Below are 17,591 nucleotides of genomic sequence, written 5' to 3' on the forward strand. Positions count from 1 at the left end.
ACAGGACCTTCCCATGCAAACCGCCCTCGTCGAACTTATCAGCAAAATCAGCGCCGGCGTCATGGGCGAGGACGAGGTGGCGCGTATCGCCACAGAAGCCGCCCAAGCCTACGCGGACCCGGTGGCGTTTCTGGCGGCGAACCCGGATATCAACTACGACGACACGTTCCCTATCCCTCTGGGTGAGTGGGTAGTGGTTGGCAGCCTGCCGGACACGGTGCTGTTCCAGGCCGACACCTATGGCGATCTGTTCGCGCAGATCGTCGCCTCGTTCGGCCCGGGCGTGGCGTTCAACCTCAAGCCCAAGCAGTTGGCCAAGACCGAAGACCTCACCGCGCTGAACCGCATCCAGATCCAGATGAGCGCGTTGAGCCCCGAAGATGGCGGCTATGTGTTGCTTAACTTCAGCCAATTGCTCGATGACGAGATCCAGGCGGTGCTGGTGTACGGCAATGACCTGCCGCGCGTGTTGCAACTGTGCGCCGAAGTGGGGATCAAGGCCGAGCCGTCACTGGAAGCCTTGAAAGTCGCTGTGCACGTCTGAAATAAAACGGAACCCCTGCCAGGGCTGACTATCCTACAAGTGCATGCCCTCACTTAGGAGCGACACCATGGGTTCCACTTTCAACGGTCTTATCGGCCTGATCATCCTGGCGCTGGATATCTGGGCGATCATCAACGTGTTCAAAAGTGGCGCCAGCACTGGCGCCAAAGTGCTGTGGATCCTGCTGATCCTGTTGCTGCCGGTACTGGGTCTGATTATCTGGGCGATTGCCGGGCCGCGCGGTAACGTGCGGATCTGATCGTTCACCCACTCCATCTAGAGTGGGCACAGTCAATGTGGGAGCGGGCTTGCCCGCGATAGCGGTGTATCAGTATCAGATGTTTTGACTGACACACTGCAATCGCGGGCAAGCCCGCTCCCACAGTGGTTTCCAGTGTACTCAGGATTTTGTGTGTCGAAACTATTCGCTGCACACAATTTTCACATCTTTTCCAAGACAATTCGGCGGTTTTACGGCTCTCCCAAGGCTCTAACTCACGTGCCATTAAAGGCCGGGCCACGGCGCACGTTCAGTAATTAATAGCGTTGATGCCGTTGATCGGGCACCATTTGCGCCACCGCGTTAACCGCCTACCCCAGCCAGCCTGGGCGAGGGACGGACGCCACTGCATAATTTCGAAACTTAAACTTCCAATGGGTCCTAGAACGACATGGCAAACCCGGACGCCCTGAGTCAGCAGCGAGCTTCTAATCGCTTGCTGCAACCGACCGTCAAATCCCATCTGGCATACACGCTGCTTTGCGCGCTGGTCATGATGGTGATGTTCTCCCTGCTGCGCCTGGCGCTGCTGGTCTACAACCGCGAGATGATCCTCGACACGCCGGCCTCGACCTTCCTCGAAGCCTTCGTCAACGGCACGCGCTTCGACATCCGCTTTGTGATGTATGCACTGGTTCCGCTGCTGCTGGCCTTGTTCAGCGTACGGGCCATGGCGGCACGCGGGTTCTTCCGTTTTTGGCTGACCATCGCGTCCAGCATTGCCCTGTTCCTGGGCTTGATGGAGATGGACTTCTACCGCGAGTTTCACCAGCGCCTCAACGGCCTGGTCTTCCAATACGTGAAGGAAGACCCGAAAACCGTGATGAGCATGCTCTGGTACGGTTTCCCGGTGGTGCGCTACCTGCTGGCCTGGGCCGTAGGCACGCTGATCCTGAGCATCGCCTTCAAGGGCGCCGACCGTGCGACACGCCCACGTGGCCCGTTCAGCGGCGGCACCGTCGGCACTCGCCAGGTTGCTCCGTGGTACAGCCGCATTGCGGTGTTCGTGGTGTGCCTGCTGATCGCCGTGGTCGCCATTCGTGGCACCCTGCGCCAAGGCCCGCCGCTGCGCTGGGGTGATGTCTACACCACCGACTCGAACTTCGCCAACCAGTTGGGCTTGAACGGCACCCTGTCGTTGATCGCCGCAGCCAAGTCGCGCTTCTCCGAAGAGCGCTCGAATATCTGGAAAGCCACGCTGGACCAGCCGCAGGCTACCCAGACCGTGCGTGACATGCTGGTGTTGCCGCAAGAGAAACTGGTGGATACCGACACCGCCGCCGTGCGCCGTGACTACACGCCACCGGCCGAGAAAACCCTGCCGATCAAGAACGTCGTGGTGATCCTGATGGAAAGCTTCGCCGGTCACTCGGTCGGCGCACTGGGCCGCCCAGGCAACATCACGCCGTACTTCGACAAACTGTCCAAGGAAGGCCTGTTGTTCGACCGTTTCTTCTCCAACGGCACCCACACCCATCAAGGTATGTTCGCCACCATGGCGTGCTTCCCGAACCTGCCGGGTTTCGAATACCTGATGCAGACCCCGGAAGGCAGCCACAAGCTGTCGGGCCTGCCGCAGTTGCTCAGCGCGCGCAAGTTTGACGACGTGTATGTCTACAACGGCGATTTCGCCTGGGACAACCAGTCGGGCTTCTTCAGCAACCAGGGCATGACCAACTTCATCGGGCGCAACGACTTCGTTAACCCGGTGTTCTCCGACCCGACGTGGGGCGTGTCCGACCAGGACATGTTCAACCGTGGCCTGGAAGAATTGAAGGCCCGCGAAGGCGGCAAGCCGTTCTACGCCCTGCTGCAAACCCTGTCCAACCACACGCCGTATGCGTTGCCGACGCCCTTGCCGGTCGAGAAAGTCACCGACCGTGGCAGCCTCAACGAGCATTTGACGGCCATGCGTTACTCCGACTGGGCCTTGGGCCAGTTCTTTGAAAAAGCGCGTAAAGAGCCTTACTTCAAGGAAACCCTGTTCGTGATCGTGGGTGACCACGGTTTTGGTAATGAACAGCAGATCACCGAGATGGACCTGGGCCGCTTCAACGTACCGATGCTGATGATTGCACCGGGCATGCAGGAGAAGTTCGGCGAGCGTGACCACACCGTGGGTACCCAGATCGACATCGTGCCGACCATCATGGGCCGCCTGGGTGGCGACACCTTGCACCAGTGCTGGGGCCGCGACTTGTTGAACCTGCCGGAAGGCGACAAGGGCTTTGGCGTGATCAAACCGTCGGGCAGCGACCAGACCGTCGCCCTGGTCACTGCTGATCGCATCCTGGTACTGCCTAAAGAGATGCCACCGAAACTGTGGGAATACGAACTGGGCGCTAACCCGACCGGTAAGGTGATTCCTGAATCGCCGGACGAAGCCGCGCTGAAACAGAAACTTGAGTCGTTCCTGCAGACGGCCACCAAGAGCCTGTTGGATAACACCGCCGGTGTGATCGACGGCAAGCCGGACTAATAATCCGGGCATAAAAAAAGAGGCCTTCTAGAAGGCCTCTTTTTTTTGTCCGGATTTTATATCCGGCCGAGCAGCAACAGCACCAACAGTACCACCAGCACCACACCCAGAATACCCGACGGGCCATAGCCCCAGTTACGAGAGTGCGGGAACACCGGCAGGCCGCCGACCAGCAGCAGGATCAGAATTATGATCAGAATCAGGCTCATGTTTTTTTCCTTGTAGGCCTTCTGAAAAGACCGGTTGTTTAACGACAGGCCCGTGGGTTTATTTACGGACGCCTTAACAACTCCGACTGTGCCGTTGTGGAGAAAATTCCATAGTTTCTTAAAGCATTTCGCACACTGGCTTATTTCTTTTAATGCGTTCGCAATAATGGGCACTTAGTTGAAAAAGATTGAACTTACGCTATAAGCCGGGCTGCTACCTGGCTGGCGGTTTGCCTGAGGCATTCATCAATTGGATGGTGCGTGGGTGCAGGAAAAACCTTCGCTACACTGCCGATCACTTCTTCCGTGAACTACAAGGCTACTTACCTATGCAAAATCGCATGATGATCACTGGCGCCGGATCCGGCCTGGGTCGCGAAATCGCGCTGCGCTGGGCACGCGAGGGTTGGCAGTTGGCCTTGTCGGACGTCAGCGAGCCAGGCTTGCAGGAAACCCTGAAGCTGGTGCGCGAGGCCGGTGGCGATGGCTTTATCCAGCGCTGCGACGTGCGTGACTACAGCCAGCTCACCGCCTTTGCCCAGGCTTGCGAGGTGAAGCTGGGCGGCATTGATGTGATCGTCAATAACGCTGGCGTGGCCTCGGGTGGTTTTTTTGCCGAATTGTCCCTGGAAGATTGGGACTGGCAGATTGCGATCAACTTGATGGGCGTGGTCAAGGGCTGCAAGGCGTTCCTGCCGCTGCTGGAAAAGAGCAAAGGGCGGATTATCAATATCGCGTCCATGGCTGCGCTGATGCAGGGGCCGGCGATGAGCAATTACAACGTGGCCAAGGCCGGTGTGGTGGCGTTGTCGGAGAGTTTGCTGGTGGAACTCAAGCAGCAGGAAGTCGGTGTGCATGTGGTATGCCCGTCGTTTTTCCAGACCAACCTGCTGGATTCATTCCGTGGGCCAACGCCTGCGATGAAGGCGCAGGTCGGCAAGTTGCTGGAGAGTTCACCGATTTCGGCGGCGGATATTGCCGATTACATTTATCAGCGGGTGGCAGAAGGGGAGTTCATGATTTTGCCCCACGAGCAGGGGCGCATGGCGTGGGCGTTGAAGCAAAAGAACCCGCAGTTGCTGTATGACGAGATGACGCTGATGGCCGACAAGATGCGCGCCAAGGCGCAGGCAACTAAAGGCTGATGATGATCGTTCCCACGCTCCGCGTGGGAATGCCGCCCCGGACGCTCCGCGTCCCGCTTTTGAAGGCGTGACGCGGAGCGTCACCGGATGCGTTACCACGCGGAGCGTGGGAACGATCAGAAACTGGGGCTTGTCTGTCAGAAAAATTACCGGGCTACGTAGGCCTTTCCTGATTTTACTGCAAGCCATTGCTGCGCCAAATCCAATCGCGCATGGTCAAGGTCCTGTCACTCCAAAAGGACAACCGCCATGCTGGTCTTAAGCCGCGCTGTGGGCGAAGTCATCTCCATCGGCGATGACATCGCCCTGCACATCCTCGAACTCAACGGTACCCAAGTGAAATTCGGCATCGACGCCCCGGTGGGTGTGAATGTCCATCGGGCCGAGGTGTATCGCAAGATCCTCGAACGCCAGGCCACAGAAACCCACGCCGAACCCAACCGCTGAACCCTGCTCAGTCAAACAGATGCTTGGGCACGTCGTGCTTGAGCATCAACTGGCATTGCTCGCTCTCCGGGTCGAACACGATCAGGGCCTGGCCCTTGGTCAGCGCTTGGCGCACGCGCAGTACGCGGGTTTCCAGGGGCGTGTCGTCGCCATTGTCGGTACCGTCGCGGGTGACGAAGTCTTCGATGAGGCGGGTCAGGGTGTCGACTTCAAGTGCGTCGTAGGGAATCAGCATACAAGCCTCGGAGGTAGGAACCCGGCGATGCTACTGCGCCGGGGGCCCTTGTTACCAGCAGTTACCATCAGTTACCAGTAGTTGCCAGTGTCAGGACTTCTGTCCGACCAGGCTGTCCACCGACGGCACGCGGGTGTCGCTCTCCATTTGCGTTTCGTGCTCGATCTGATGGCTGAACCGGTCCAGCGAACCCTGGGCCGGCTGTGCGTCGCTGGCAAATACCGGCGGGCTGAGGATGTACGCGCCCAACAGGCGGCTGAGTGCGGCCAGGCTGTCAATGTGTGTGCGCTCATAGCCATGGGTCGCATCGCAGCCAAACGCCAGCAGCGCGGTGCGAATATCGTGGCCGGCGGTGACTGCCGAGTGGGCGTCGCTGAAGTAATAGCGAAACAGGTCGCGGCGCACCGGCAGTTCATTCTCCGATGCCAGGCGCAGCAAGTGACGGGACAGGTGATAGTCATACGGCCCGCCGGAATCCTGCATCGCCACACTCACCGCGTGTTCGCTGGAGTGCTGGCCGGGCGCGACCGGGGCGATGTCGATACCGACAAATTCACTGACGTCCCAGGGCAGGGCGGCGGCGGCGCCACTGCCGGTTTCTTCGGTGATGGTGAACAGCGGGTGGCAGTCGATCAGCAACGGTTCGCCGCTGTCGACAATCGCCTTGAGTGCGGCAAGCAGGGCGGCCACACCGGCTTTATCGTCCAGGTGGCGGGCGCTGATATGCCCGCTCTCGGTGAATTCCGGCAGTGGGTCGAACGCCACGTAGTCACCGATGCTGATGCCTAACGAGTCGCAATCGGCGCGGGTGGCGCAGTAGGCGTCCAGGCGCAATTCCACGTGGTCCCAGCTCACCGGCATTTCATCTACGGCGGTGTTGAACGCGTGCCCGGAGGCCATCAACGGCAGCACGCTGCCACGGATCACGCCGTTGTCGGTAAACAGGCTGACACGGCTGCCTTCGGCAAAACGGCTCGACCAGCAGCCCACCGGTGCGAGCGTCAAGCGGCCGTTGTCTTTGATCGCACGCACGGCGGCGCCGATGGTGTCCAAGTGCGCGGAAACAGCGCGGTCGGGGCTGTTTTTCTGGCCCTTTAGCGTGGCGCGGATGGTGCCGCGCCGGGTCATTTCAAAGGGAATGCCCAGCTCTTCCAGGCGCTCGGCGACGTAGCGCACGATGGTGTCGGTGAACCCCGTGGGGCTGGGGATGGCAAGCATTTCCAGCAGCACTTTCTGCAGGTAGTTGAGATCCGGTTCGGGGATGGTTCGGGTCATGGAAACTCCTGATGAGTTGAGGGCATCGATGGTTTCGATGAGGTGCTGAGAGGTTCATAGGCTGTGCCGGCCTCATCGCGGGCAAGCCCGGCTCCCACATTGGAACGCGATCAAACTGTGGGAGCGGGCTTGCCCGCGATGGCGCCAGTCCAGGCAACACATCACTCAAGCCGTCGGCTGACTGTGCGGAAACAACAAATCCACAAACTTCTCCGCTGTCGGTTGCGGTTCGTGATTAGCCAGCCCGGCGCGTTCGTTGGCTTCGATAAACACATACTCGGGCTGGTCGGCGGCGGGCACCATCAGGTCCAGGCCGACCATGGGAATGTCCAATGCACGGGCGGCGCGCACGGCGGCGTCTACCAATGTCGGGTGCAGGATCGCGGTGACGTCTTCCAGGCAACCGCCGGTATGCAGGTTGGCGGTACGGCGCACCGCCAGGGTTTGGCCACGGGGCAAGATGCTGCTGTAGTCGTAACCGGCGGCGTGCAACGTGCGTTGGGTTTCGGCGTCCAGCGGGATTTTGCTCTCACCATCGGTGGCCGCCTGGCGGCGACGGCTCTGGGCTTCGATCAAAGCACCGATAGAGTGCTGACCATCACCGGTAACCTCGGCCGGGCGCCGAATTGCAGCGGCAACTACCTCAAAGCCGATCACCAGGATGCGCAGGTCGAGGCCTTCGTGGAAACTTTCGAGCAGCACACGGCTGTCGAATTGACGCGCCGTCTCGATGGCTTTTTGCACCTCCTCGATGGTCTGCAGATCCACTGCCACGCCTTGGCCTTGTTCGCCATCGAGCGGCTTGACCACGATGCGCTGATGCTCGTCGAGAAACTCCAGGTTGTCGTCGGCACTGCCGGCCAATTGTTGCGACGGCAGTTTCAACCCCGCTGCGCTGAGCGTCTTGTGGGTCAGGCTCTTGTCCTGGCACAGGGTCATGCTGATGGCGCTGGTCAGGTCGCTCAACGACTCGCGGCAACGCACACGGCGCCCGCCGTGGCTGAGGGTGAACAGGCCGGCGTCGGCGTCATCCACTTGCACATCAATGCCACGTCGATGGGCTTCTTCGACAATGATGCGCGCATACGGGTTAAAGCCTGCCTGCGGGCCGGGGCCGAGAAACAGCGGCTGGTTGATGCCGTTCTTGCGCTTGATCGCAAAGGTGGTCAGTGCGCGAAAACCGAGCTTGGCGTAGAGGCTTTTGGCCTGACGGTTATCGTGCAGCACCGACAGGTCGAGATAGCTCAGGCCACGGCTCATAAAATGCTCCACCAGGTGGCGCACCAGCACCTCGCCCACACCGGGGCGCGTGCACTGCGGGTCGACCGCCAGGCACCACAGGCTGCAACCGTTTTCCGGGTCGTGGAAGGCTTTTTGATGGTTCAGGCCCATCACGCTGCCGATCACCGCGCCGCTGTCTTCATCCTCGGCCAGCCAATACACCGGGCCGCCTTGATGGCGTGGTGTCAGGCGCTCGGCATCGACGGGCAGCATGCCGCGGCCTTGATACAGCTGGTTGACCGCCTGCCAATCGGCATCGGTTTGCACGCGGCGAATGCGAAAGCCGCGAAATACCCGCGTAGCGGGGCGGTAATCGCTGAACCACAGGCGCAAGGTGTCGGAGGGGTCGAGGAACAACTGCTGCGGGTCAATCCCGAGGATTTGCTGGGGCGCTGCCACGTACAGCGCGATGTCGCGCTCGCCCGCCTGTTCATTGAGCAGTTCCTGGGCCAGGCTGGCCGGGTCCGGAAAGGTATGCCCGATCAATAACCGGCCCCAGCCGCAATGCACGGCAATCGGCTCGGCGCCCAGTGGGCTGCCGTCTTCAGCCAGGCGCGCCTGCAGGCGCTCGTAGGTCGGCGCCTGGCCCTTGAGCAAGCGTTGGCTGTAAGCCGCTGCAAGAGGTTTCATCGATCAGATTCCTTGTTCGCTGAGCCACAGGTTCAGCGCCGCCAGTTGCCATAGTTTGGAGCCGCGCAGCGGCGTCAGTTGGCCTTGCGGGTCGGTCAGCAGGCGGTCAAGCATGGCCGGGTTGAACAGGCCGCGATCCTGGCTTGGGTCCATCAGCAAATCGCGCACCCAGTTCAAGGTATCGCCCTGCAAATGCTTGAGGCCCGGCACCGGGAAGTAGCCTTTCTTGCGGTCGATGACTTCGCTGGGGATGACTCGGCGCGCGGCTTCTTTGAGCACCTGCTTGCCGCCATCGGGCAATTTGAATTTGCCTGGCACACGGGCTGACAGTTCTACCAGGCGGTAGTCCAGGAACGGCGTGCGCGCCTCCAGGCCCCAGGCCATGGTCATGTTGTCGACGCGTTTGACCGGGTCGTCCACCAGCATCACGGTGCTGTCCAAGCGCAAGGCCTTGTCCACGGCGGCGTCCGCGCCGGGCATGGCAAAATGCTCGCGCACAAAGTCACCGGCGGCGTCATTGGCGGTCAGCCATTTTGGCGCGACGGTGGCGGCATAGTCGTCGTAGCTGCGGTCGAAAAATGCGTCTCGGTAGGCGGCATACGGGTCGTTGGCGCCGTCCACCTGCGGGTACCAGTGGTAACCGGCGAACAGTTCATCCGCGCCCTGGCCGCTTTGCACCACTTTGCAATGTTTGGCCACTTCCCGCGACAACAGGTAGAAGGCGATGCAGTCATGGCTGACCATCGGCTCGCTCATGGCACGGAACGCTGCCGGCAGTTGCTCGATGATTTCGCTTTCGGCGATGCGCAACTGGTGGTGACGGGTGCCGTAGTGTTTAGCGATCAAATCCGAATACCGGAACTCGTCGCCACGTTCGCCACCGGCGTCTTCAAAACCGATGGAGAAGGTCGACAAATCCTGCACGCCGACTTCCCGCAGCAGGCCCACCAGCATGCTCGAATCGACACCGCCCGAGAGCAGCACGCCGACATCCACGGCCGCACGTTGGCGGATCGCCACGGCTTCGCGGGTGCTGTCGAGCACGCGGTCGGTCCAGTCTTCGAGGCTGAGGTTTTTTTCATCCTCGTGCGGGCCGTAAGGCAGGGTCCACCAGGTTTTCTGTTCGGTGGTGCCGTTGGCATCGATGCGCATCCAGCTTGCCGGCGGCAGCTTTTCGATGCCTGCCAGCAAGGTGCGCGGTGCAGGCACCACGGCGTGGAAATTGAGGTAGTGGTTGAGTGCGACCGGATCCAGGATCGGGTTGATATCGCCGCCCTTAAGCAGGGCCGGCAGCGCTGAGGCAAAACGCAGGCGCTGGCCGGTGCGCGACAGGTACAACGGCTTCACACCCAGACGGTCACGGGCGATAAACAGGCGCTGCGCGTCACGCTCCCAGATGGCAAAGGCAAACATGCCATTGAGCTTGGGCAGCAAGGCTTCGCCCCAGGCGTGATAGCCCTTGAGCAGCACTTCGGTGTCACCGCCGGAATAGAAGGCGTAGCCCAGGGCTTCCAGCTCTTCACGCAATTCCGGGAAATTATAGATTGCACCATTGAACGCCAGGGACAGCCCCAGCTGGGCGTCGACCATCGGTTGGGCGGAGCCGTCCGACAGGTCCATGATCTTCAGGCGGCGGTGGCCCAGGGCAATCGGCCCTTGGGCATGGAAACCCCAGGCGTCCGGGCCTCGCGGGGCAAGGTGATGGGTGATTCTCTCTACGGCTGCCAGGTCGGCAGGTTGATGATCAAAGCGTAACTCGCCAGCTAGTCCACACATAAATTCCTTACCGGTTTTTCCGTTGGGGAGGGCAATACTCGATACGCCCGACAGGGCGCGTACCCAGAAACTGACCCAGTGCTATGCGTGGAGTTTTAGACCGATAAGTTATAAGGCAAATAGCCGCGATGCTCGCGACGGCGTCGTTTCTTCCCTCACGGTGATCAGCGTGTCGCCGGTTTTCCTCGAACCAGCGCGCGCAAGGCAAACCGGTTCGGGTGGCAGGCTTCGGCCACGCTGGCCGGCACCGGCAGCGGTTCGTCGCTCAACCAGGCGGCCAGCAGTTCGCCGCACAGGGGCGCGGTGATCAGCCCGCGTGAGCCGTGGCCGCTGTTGATATACAGGCCCGGCAACCACGGGCAGGGCGTATCCGGGACTTGCCGGGCGTCTTTGCCCAGTACGGCATAAGCCTGTTGGAACGCAGCGCTTTCGGCCAAGGGGCCGACGATTGGCAGGTAGTCAGGGCTGGTGCAACGAAAGGCGGCGCGGCCTTGCAAGTGTTCGGCGTTTAGTGAGTCAGCGCCAAGACGCAGCAGCAGGTCTTCGGAAATCTCCCGCAGCATCGCAAGGTTGCCCGTGTGCTCGGCGAGGGTGGGGGTGAGGTCTTCATTGTTGAAATCAAAACTGGCGCCCAAGGTGTGTTCGCCAAGGCGCGCGGGTGCCACATAACCTTCGGCGCACACCACGGTGGCCAATGCCGCACTCGCCGGAGTTTGCGCCAAACGTGTGATCTGCCCGCGAATGCGCTTGAGCGGCAAGCCCGCACTATGCGGGAATCGCTTGATTTCGGCTGCACCGGCCAGCACTACCACGTTGGCGCTTGCCAGTACGTCATCGCCGTCACGGGCTTGCCACTGCTCGTCGACGCGGTGCAGCTCCAGCGCCTCGTGATGGGTAAGCACCTTGATAAGCGGATGCGTGGCTTGCCATTGGCACAGCGCCGGTGGATGCACCCAGCCACCTTCGGGGAAAAACAGCCCGCCCTGGGCCAATTGTATGCCGGCCTGTAGTTGAGCCTGATCGCGGCCCAGCAGGTGCAACAGATCCGGTGCGAAGGCCTCGGCCAGTTGCGCCTGGCGTTGGGCTTCCTTGGCGTCAAACGCCAGTTGCAGGACACCGCAACCGTCCCAGTCAACGCCGCGCTGCAAGTGCTCCAGCAGGCGCCGGGTGTGGCCGAAACCGCTGAGTATCAGCTGCGACAATGCTGTGCCATGGGCCGACAGCTTGAGGTACAGCACGCCCTGCGGGTTGCCCGATGCTTCCTGGGCCAGGGCGGCGTGACGTTCCAGCAAGCTCACGCGCCAACCGCGAGCGGCCAGGCTGGCGGCGGTGGCGCAACCGGCCAGGCCGCCGCCGATGACCATGGCGTGGCGTTCGCCTTCGATGCCTGCCGGGCGCGCAAACCAGGGTTTGGGTGTGGCCGGCGGTGGCGTATCTTCGGGCCAGCCGAGGAACTCACCGCGCAGTATTTCCCATTTATGGCCGATGCCCGGTGTGCGTTTCATCTTGAACCCGGCGGCATTGATCAACCGGCGTACCCAGCCGGTGCTGGTGAAGGTGCTGATGGTCGAACCCGGTGCCGCCAGGCGCGCCAGTTCGGCGAACAACTCAGCGGTCCACATGTCGGGGTTCTTGGCCGGGGCAAAACCGTCGAGAAACCACGCGTCGATTTGCGCGTCCAGTTGCGGCAATTGCTCCAGGGCGTCGCCGATCAACAGCGTCAGGGTCACCCGGCCGTTATCCAGCACCAGGCGCTGGAAGCCTTGATGGATCGCAATGTACTGAGCCAACAGTTGCTCGGCGAAGGCACTGAGTTCCGGCCAGAGGGCCAGGGCGCGTTGCAGGTCGGTGTGGCTCAGAGGGTACTTTTCCACACTGACGAAGTGCAGTCGCGCACCGGCCACGGCGTGCTGTTCAAACAGTTGCCATGCGCAGAGAAAATTCAAACCCGTGCCGAAGCCGGTCTCGCCAATGACCAGTCGCCCACCCACCGGCAGGGCCGCAAAGCGCGCCTGCAAGCGGTTCTGCTCAAGGAACACATAGCGGGTTTCTTCAAGGCCCGACTTGTCGGAGAAGTACACATCATCGAAGACCCGCGAGTGCGGTCGACCTTGGTCATCCCAATCGAGCTGGGCGTGGGTGATGGGGTTCATGGGCGACTCATAAAAAAAGCAGACAAAGGCAAGGCGGCCATTCTAGCCGATCACGGGGCAGAGGGCTGATTGCGGGTGGTAACCCAATAGATTTTGCATGGAAAAAACTGCTGTGCGCAGCCTCCAAGCCATCAACAATCAGCGCTAATCCTGGGCAGATTGCTGCGGTATCGTCATTCCTTGATTGATAGGCAATAAAGGATATTGCTGATGCGCACCCAGGATGATTTGAACAATAAACTGAGCCAATTGACCCAGAGCCAGCTGCAAGCGGCCTTGCTGGAAATGACGGGCGATCTGGACAAAGCTCAGGTGCTGCAAAAGCAACTGCCTGGCTGGATGGTCAACGCGCCGCCCGGCGTGCTGGATGCATTGACTAAAGATGGCCTGCAGGTTGCAGATGCCCAGGCAGCCGTCGCCGAGCGATTGAAGCCATTGCAGGCGCTGGATGAGTTTTGCAGTGAGCGGCTCAAGCAATACTGCTCTACGCGATGGCAACGGGTTGTGGACCCCAAAAAAGATCTTTTTATTCGTGCGGTAAACGAATACGAGAAAGAGGTCTTGCCGTTGAAGTATGTGAAGACGGTGAGGTTGGTGCAGGACAGCCTGCTGCATGTGGCGATGCAGAATTTCTCAGAGGATGAAGCCCGGGCGCAGCACTTTCCCGTCGGGTCGCTGTTGCAGTCGGGGTCTGCTGATCGTGAAGTCATTGGCATTACACCCCTCGAGTTTGCGCAGGGGTGTCGCGCCCTGGATCTTGGCCGCTTGTATCAGCAGCACATCAGTGACGTGCTTGAACTTGACAGCGACCCGGCAGGTGATAAGCCTTACCTCAATAATGTAGCGACCGATATCGGCCGGATGAAAATCCTGGACGTAAAAGTCGACGCCCATATTGCCTTGATGCGAGGGGACATTACCCAAGGCACCTACGCGATGTTGTGCACATTGCTGGACCGCCAATTGACGCCGTCCCAGGCCCAGGCCGAAGGGGTGCTGTACGACGGGCGCCCGGTCATTTGGCAAGGGCTCAATACCCAGGGCGGATGCCTGTGGAGCATTCTGGTGTTTTCCGCTCGCTCGATTGCGCAATACCCGCAAGCGCCTTGTGTGGTGTACATGCCCAATGAACCGGAACGGCCATTCTTTGAGTATGCCTCGCTTGACGACTTTCAGGTCTACCTCAAGCGCAAGCTTGCACTGGCCGCGTACCGTGCCTTCTTTACGCGTTACCTGAGCCAGGGGGACCGGGTTGGGTTCTTCACCCGTTTCGATCAAGCCCAGAGCCTGGGGGCGCTGGACGCCAACCCCATTACGGCCAGCCTGGCGCGGCACTTTTTCGACACTTACGCCGCAAAGCTGCAAGCCGATGCACGGGCCCTGGCGGTGCCGGTGGCCGAGGTCGATGAGGACGTCCGTGAGCAGCGCTTGCAGACGTATCTGGACGCCGGTTTGACGGTGCTCAACCTCGCAGGGTTTGTCGTCCCGGAGCTGGGGTTATTGATGACAGCCGTGGCGGTAGGCCAGATGCTCGGCGAACTCTATGAGGGCATTGAAGACTGGCGCCGTGGTGATAAGAATGAGGCGTTCCAGCAGTTGGCAGTGATCGCGCAAAACATCACGTCGATGGTGTTGTTCGCGGCAGGGAGCAAGGTTGTCGGTTCGGCCATGCAGCGTACCGGCCTTAATCTGAATGGTTTTTTCCGTAAATTCGAGGTGATAAACCCCGCTGTGGGCAACCAGCGGCTGTGGCGTCCGGATATCACGCAATACGTCCATGATCAGCGCCTTGGCGACGAGCAGGTTGCCGACGCGTCGGGAATCTACACGGTGGAGGGGCATTCGTACGTCAAGGTCAATGACTGTATCCACCGGATCGCGTTCGACGCGAGACTGGATCAATGGCGGGCCAGCCACCCGGTGCGGCAGACGGCTTATCGCCCGAAATTGCTGCATAACGGTGAAGGTAGCTGGCGTTTTGCGTTCGAGAAGCCCGACGAGTGGGAGAACCCGGAGTATCTTTTTTCGCGGTTGAAACCGACAGGTCCCGGCTCTTCGCTCCCTCCTCGCAAACTTCTACAGATCAAGGCCATTATGGATTTGCCCGATGATTGGGGCGTCTATCAGGCCCAGGAGTGTCTGCCGTTTCCCGCACGCTTTCGCGATCTGTACGAACGTTTCAGGCTCGATCAGTCCATTCGCGATTTGAACTGGCAGTTGGAAAGCGGTGCTTCCCCCAACATTGAAAACTCGACCTTGCAGATGCATGCCTTGCCCCTGTTACCGGGGTGGCCCGCCGGGCGCTATTTTGAGCTGCTGGATGCAAAGCGCAGTGTCATGGCGCGTTACCCTGCCAGCGAACCTTACGATGCAGGCCTGCGTTTGACGATCACCGAGCCGATGCTCAGTGAGGGGAAAGTGTTTGAAGTGCTGTTGTCCGGGCTGGATGACGCTCAAAAGACCGGCTTGTTGGGAGAGGGCGTAGACGCCGATCAGGCGCACACCGTGTTGGCGCGTCAGTTGCTCGCGCATCTGAAGGCTGATCGCAAGCCGCTGTTTGAGCAGTTGTATCAGACCTATGATGGGCCCGTACCGCCGGAATGGGCGTTGCTCAGGCGCACCTACCCGCAATTGCCCTGCACGCTGATGCGCGAATTGATGGCCGAAACGACCACCGTGCAGCGTGAGTCCCTGCGCGATAATCAACGGGTTCCCATGGCGTTGGCCGAGTCAGTGCAACGTGCTCTTGAGGCACAACGCCTGGACCGCGCCTTGATGGGGTTTGAGCAGCCAGAGTTGGCCAGCCTGGATACTGCGCTCATCGCCGTTCGGACAATGCCGCGCTTGGCGGGGTGGGGGGCAGAGCTGCGGCTTGAGTTGCGCCAGGACTCGCCTCAAGGCGACTTGTTGGCCTTGGGCGCGTTCAAAGACGCTGGTGTGCGGCGAGTAGTAGTCAGGTCGAACGCAGGGTTTGAAGCGTTCAACGACAACGGCCGCAGTCTCGGTGGACCTTATGCCGGGCCGGAGGGCCTGTTCGAGGCGATCGATGCAACGCTGATGGATGGCCAGCGAGTGGCATTGGGATTGCCGCTGAAGGACGCCAGTAACATTTGGCGTTTGCGATACATGAGTGCCTCGCAAGCGAAAGGCGATCGGGAACTGGCTGCCGAGGCTTTTTCCAGCCAGGTCAGCGAACCGGCGTCGCAGGGGGTGAGCTGTGAAATGGCCGATTTGCCGACGGGGCCGTTGGTTCATCCAGCCGCACTGGTGCGTAAGGTAAAGCGTTTGTACCCATTGTTCAGTGAGGCTCAAGTGTCTTCGCTATTGATGACGTTGGGCGCTGACCATCTGGCCCGGGCCAAGGCGGTCAAACGTTTGAAGGCAGAACTCGGTCATTTGCGCGCGCTGCTCAAGCATTGGAAAACCGATATCCAGGGCATGGAGACACAGCCGGGCCTGAGTGACGTTCGTACTAGCCGCCAGCAGGTGGCTGAGCGCATTGAAGCGTGTTGGCGGCGTCAAAGCTTTGCTCTGGATGAGCATCAGACGTCCGTTGCCAGTTTGAACCTGGATGGGATGCGCGTTGGCTCACTGCCGACGCTGCCAGCCGACATACGTTTCGACCATGTTCGGCAGTTGTCACTCAGGAACATGCGACTGGGCGATGACGTCGCCTATTTCCTGAAGTGCTTTAAAGGCGTGCAGCATTTGAAACTGGGGCGTAACCGCCTGACCCGCTTGCCGGAGGTATTTTCGCGAATGCTCGACCTGGAAAGTTTGTCGATGCCCCGCAACCGTCTTGTGCTCACCGAATACACCCGACTGAAACTGGCAGACCTGAATACGTTGCGCCTGCTGGATCTGAGCCACAACCCGCTGGACAAGTTGGTGGATGTCAGCCGGATGCGTGACCTGCACACCCTGTTGTTGCAGGACACCAAAATCGTCGACTTACCCGCAGGGCTTGGGCGCCTGGCTCACCTGGAGCAAGTGGACCTGCGCGATAACGTGATCACCGTGTTGCCTGAGTGGTTGTTTACGGTGTCACGCAGTTTCAGCCAGTCGATTGACCTGGGCGGCAACCCGCTCTCCAGTACCACGATAACCGCGCTTACGCGTTACCGTGACGAAGTGGGAATTGGCATGGGGTTTGTAGAGGACGATCAGCCACGCATGACCGAACTGAAGGCCAGGGCATTGTGGTTGCCGGACGAGGTGGCCGCCCGAGAGGCCCACAAATCTACCGTGTGGGCCAACCTGCGGGATGACCCGGACTCGACGCCGTTGTTCCACTTGCTGGCTGAGCTGTCCGGTACTGCCGACAATCGTCATGTGCACGAGGACTTGACCCGGCGGGTCTGGGACGTGTTGCAGTCGACCCACGACAGTACCGACCTGCGCGAGCAGGTCTTTCAACTGGCGGCTCATCCGGCGAACTGCGCAGACGACGCCGCGCAGATTTTCAGTCAGATGGAGGTGCTCAAGGAGGTCGAGAAGGCAACGCAGCAGGCCGGTCGTGTAAAAGGCAATTCCGGGGCGCTGTTGAACTTGGGCCGAGGGTTGTTTCGCCTCAGCGAGCTGGAGAAAATTGCGGCCACCTACGCTGTCGAAAACGCGTCCGTGGACCCGCTGGAAGTCAGCCTGGCATTCCGGGTAGGGTTGGCCAAAACCCTGCAGCTACCGGGGCAGCCCAAGCACATTCAATATGGAGAATTTGCCAATGTGACCAGCGACAGTCTGGAGGTGGCGCACTCCCAAGTGCGCACGGCAGAGCTGTCCCCCACGTTCTTGCGTTTTATTTCACAGCTGGCGTTCTGGAAAACCCACCTCAAGCAGCAGTTTTCCGGTGCGTTCGAGTCGGCGACAGAACCCTTTGATACGCAGCAACAAGCACTTTTTGAGAACAGCCAGAATCTCACCGACGCGCAGTACCTTGAGCAAATGGAGGCCCTGCGTTCGCCTCGCCGGCAGGCTATTACCGAAGTGGTAGAGCGGCTCACACAGCAGATGTTGAGGCAGCATGACCTTGGCATTTGCCATCTGCCAGGGAACTAGCCATAGGGGACGGCGATTGATCCATGGCAACTGTTTTGGAATTCTTTGAGTGGCGTGGTGCCCAATCCGCTAGTCTTGAGCC

General features: G+C 60.3%; 12 protein-coding genes. 6 read left to right on the forward strand and 6 right to left on the reverse strand.

All coding sequences use genetic code 11. The features are described 5' to 3' along the window. Positions 1-13: 13 nt before the first annotated feature. The 3 genes from AB4P96_RS11240 (at position 14) to AB4P96_RS11250 (ending at position 3,303) form a co-directional block, all read left to right on the forward strand. Positions 14-544, forward strand: coding sequence for a hypothetical protein (locus AB4P96_RS11240; RefSeq protein WP_017137821.1), 531 nt, complete (start codon positions 14-16; stop codon positions 542-544). Positions 545-611: 67 nt separating this feature from the next. Further along, a complete protein-coding gene (locus tag AB4P96_RS11245) occupies positions 612-803 on the forward strand; it encodes a PLDc N-terminal domain-containing protein (protein ID WP_003172956.1) in 192 nt (63 codons plus the stop codon). Between the two features lie 412 nt (positions 804-1,215). Further along, positions 1,216-3,303 (forward strand): LTA synthase family protein, encoded by a 2,088-nt coding sequence (locus AB4P96_RS11250; RefSeq protein WP_017137820.1) that lies wholly within the window; start codon positions 1,216-1,218, stop codon positions 3,301-3,303. Positions 3,304-3,359: 56 nt separating this feature from the next. On the opposite strand, the gene AB4P96_RS11255 is transcribed toward AB4P96_RS11250, so the two are convergent. Beyond that, complete coding sequence (locus AB4P96_RS11255; protein WP_015885095.1) at positions 3,360-3,512, reverse strand: DUF3309 family protein; 153 nt, start codon at positions 3,510-3,512, stop codon at positions 3,360-3,362. Positions 3,513-3,841: 329 nt separating this feature from the next. On the opposite strand from AB4P96_RS11255, the gene AB4P96_RS11260 reads away from it, so the two are divergent. Both AB4P96_RS11260 and csrA read left to right on the forward strand, forming a co-directional pair. Then, positions 3,842-4,657: an SDR family oxidoreductase gene (locus AB4P96_RS11260; protein ID WP_017137819.1), complete on the forward strand. Its 816-nt coding sequence runs from the start codon at positions 3,842-3,844 to the stop codon at positions 4,655-4,657. 249 nt (positions 4,658-4,906) lie between these two features. Next, positions 4,907-5,104 carry a carbon storage regulator CsrA gene (gene csrA / locus AB4P96_RS11265; RefSeq protein WP_017137818.1) on the forward strand — a complete coding sequence of 66 codons (198 nt, stop codon included), beginning with the start codon at positions 4,907-4,909 and terminating at the stop codon, positions 5,102-5,104. A gap of 7 nt (positions 5,105-5,111) precedes the next feature. Here the strand turns inward: csrA and AB4P96_RS11270 are convergent, their stop codons facing one another. From AB4P96_RS11270 to mnmC, 5 genes are all read right to left on the reverse strand, one after another. Continuing rightward, entirely contained in the window at positions 5,112-5,339 is a 228-nt protein-coding gene (locus AB4P96_RS11270) for a YheU family protein (protein WP_003192759.1), read from the reverse strand. 90 nt (positions 5,340-5,429) lie between these two features. Continuing rightward, positions 5,430-6,614, reverse strand: coding sequence for an osmoprotectant NAGGN system M42 family peptidase (locus AB4P96_RS11275; protein WP_017137817.1), 1,185 nt, complete (start codon positions 6,612-6,614; stop codon positions 5,430-5,432). A 165-nt stretch (positions 6,615-6,779) separates the two neighbouring features. Further along, positions 6,780-8,525 (reverse strand): N-acetylglutaminylglutamine synthetase, encoded by a 1,746-nt coding sequence (ngg, locus tag AB4P96_RS11280; RefSeq protein ID WP_176992025.1) that lies wholly within the window; start codon positions 8,523-8,525, stop codon positions 6,780-6,782. 3 nt (positions 8,526-8,528) lie between these two features. Beyond that, complete coding sequence (locus tag AB4P96_RS11285; RefSeq protein WP_395600768.1) at positions 8,529-10,301, reverse strand: N-acetylglutaminylglutamine amidotransferase; 1,773 nt, start codon at positions 10,299-10,301, stop codon at positions 8,529-8,531. Between the two features lie 164 nt (positions 10,302-10,465). Beyond that, positions 10,466-12,454, reverse strand: a complete 1,989-nt coding sequence (gene mnmC / locus AB4P96_RS11290; protein ID WP_176992026.1) for a bifunctional tRNA (5-methylaminomethyl-2-thiouridine)(34)-methyltransferase MnmD/FAD-dependent 5-carboxymethylaminomethyl-2-thiouridine(34) oxidoreductase MnmC — start codon at positions 12,452-12,454, stop codon at positions 10,466-10,468. Positions 12,455-12,664: 210 nt separating this feature from the next. Here mnmC and AB4P96_RS11295 point away from each other — a divergent pair, with 210 nt between their 5' ends. Next, on the forward strand, positions 12,665-17,509 hold the full coding sequence (locus AB4P96_RS11295; RefSeq protein WP_395600769.1) for an NEL-type E3 ubiquitin ligase domain-containing protein: 4,845 nt from the start codon (positions 12,665-12,667) through the stop codon (positions 17,507-17,509). Positions 17,510-17,591: the final 82 nt, after the last annotated feature.

Source organism: Pseudomonas sp. B19125 (assembly GCF_044218855.1).
GTDB classification, from domain to species: Bacteria; Pseudomonadota; Gammaproteobacteria; order Pseudomonadales; family Pseudomonadaceae; genus Aquipseudomonas; species Aquipseudomonas edaphica.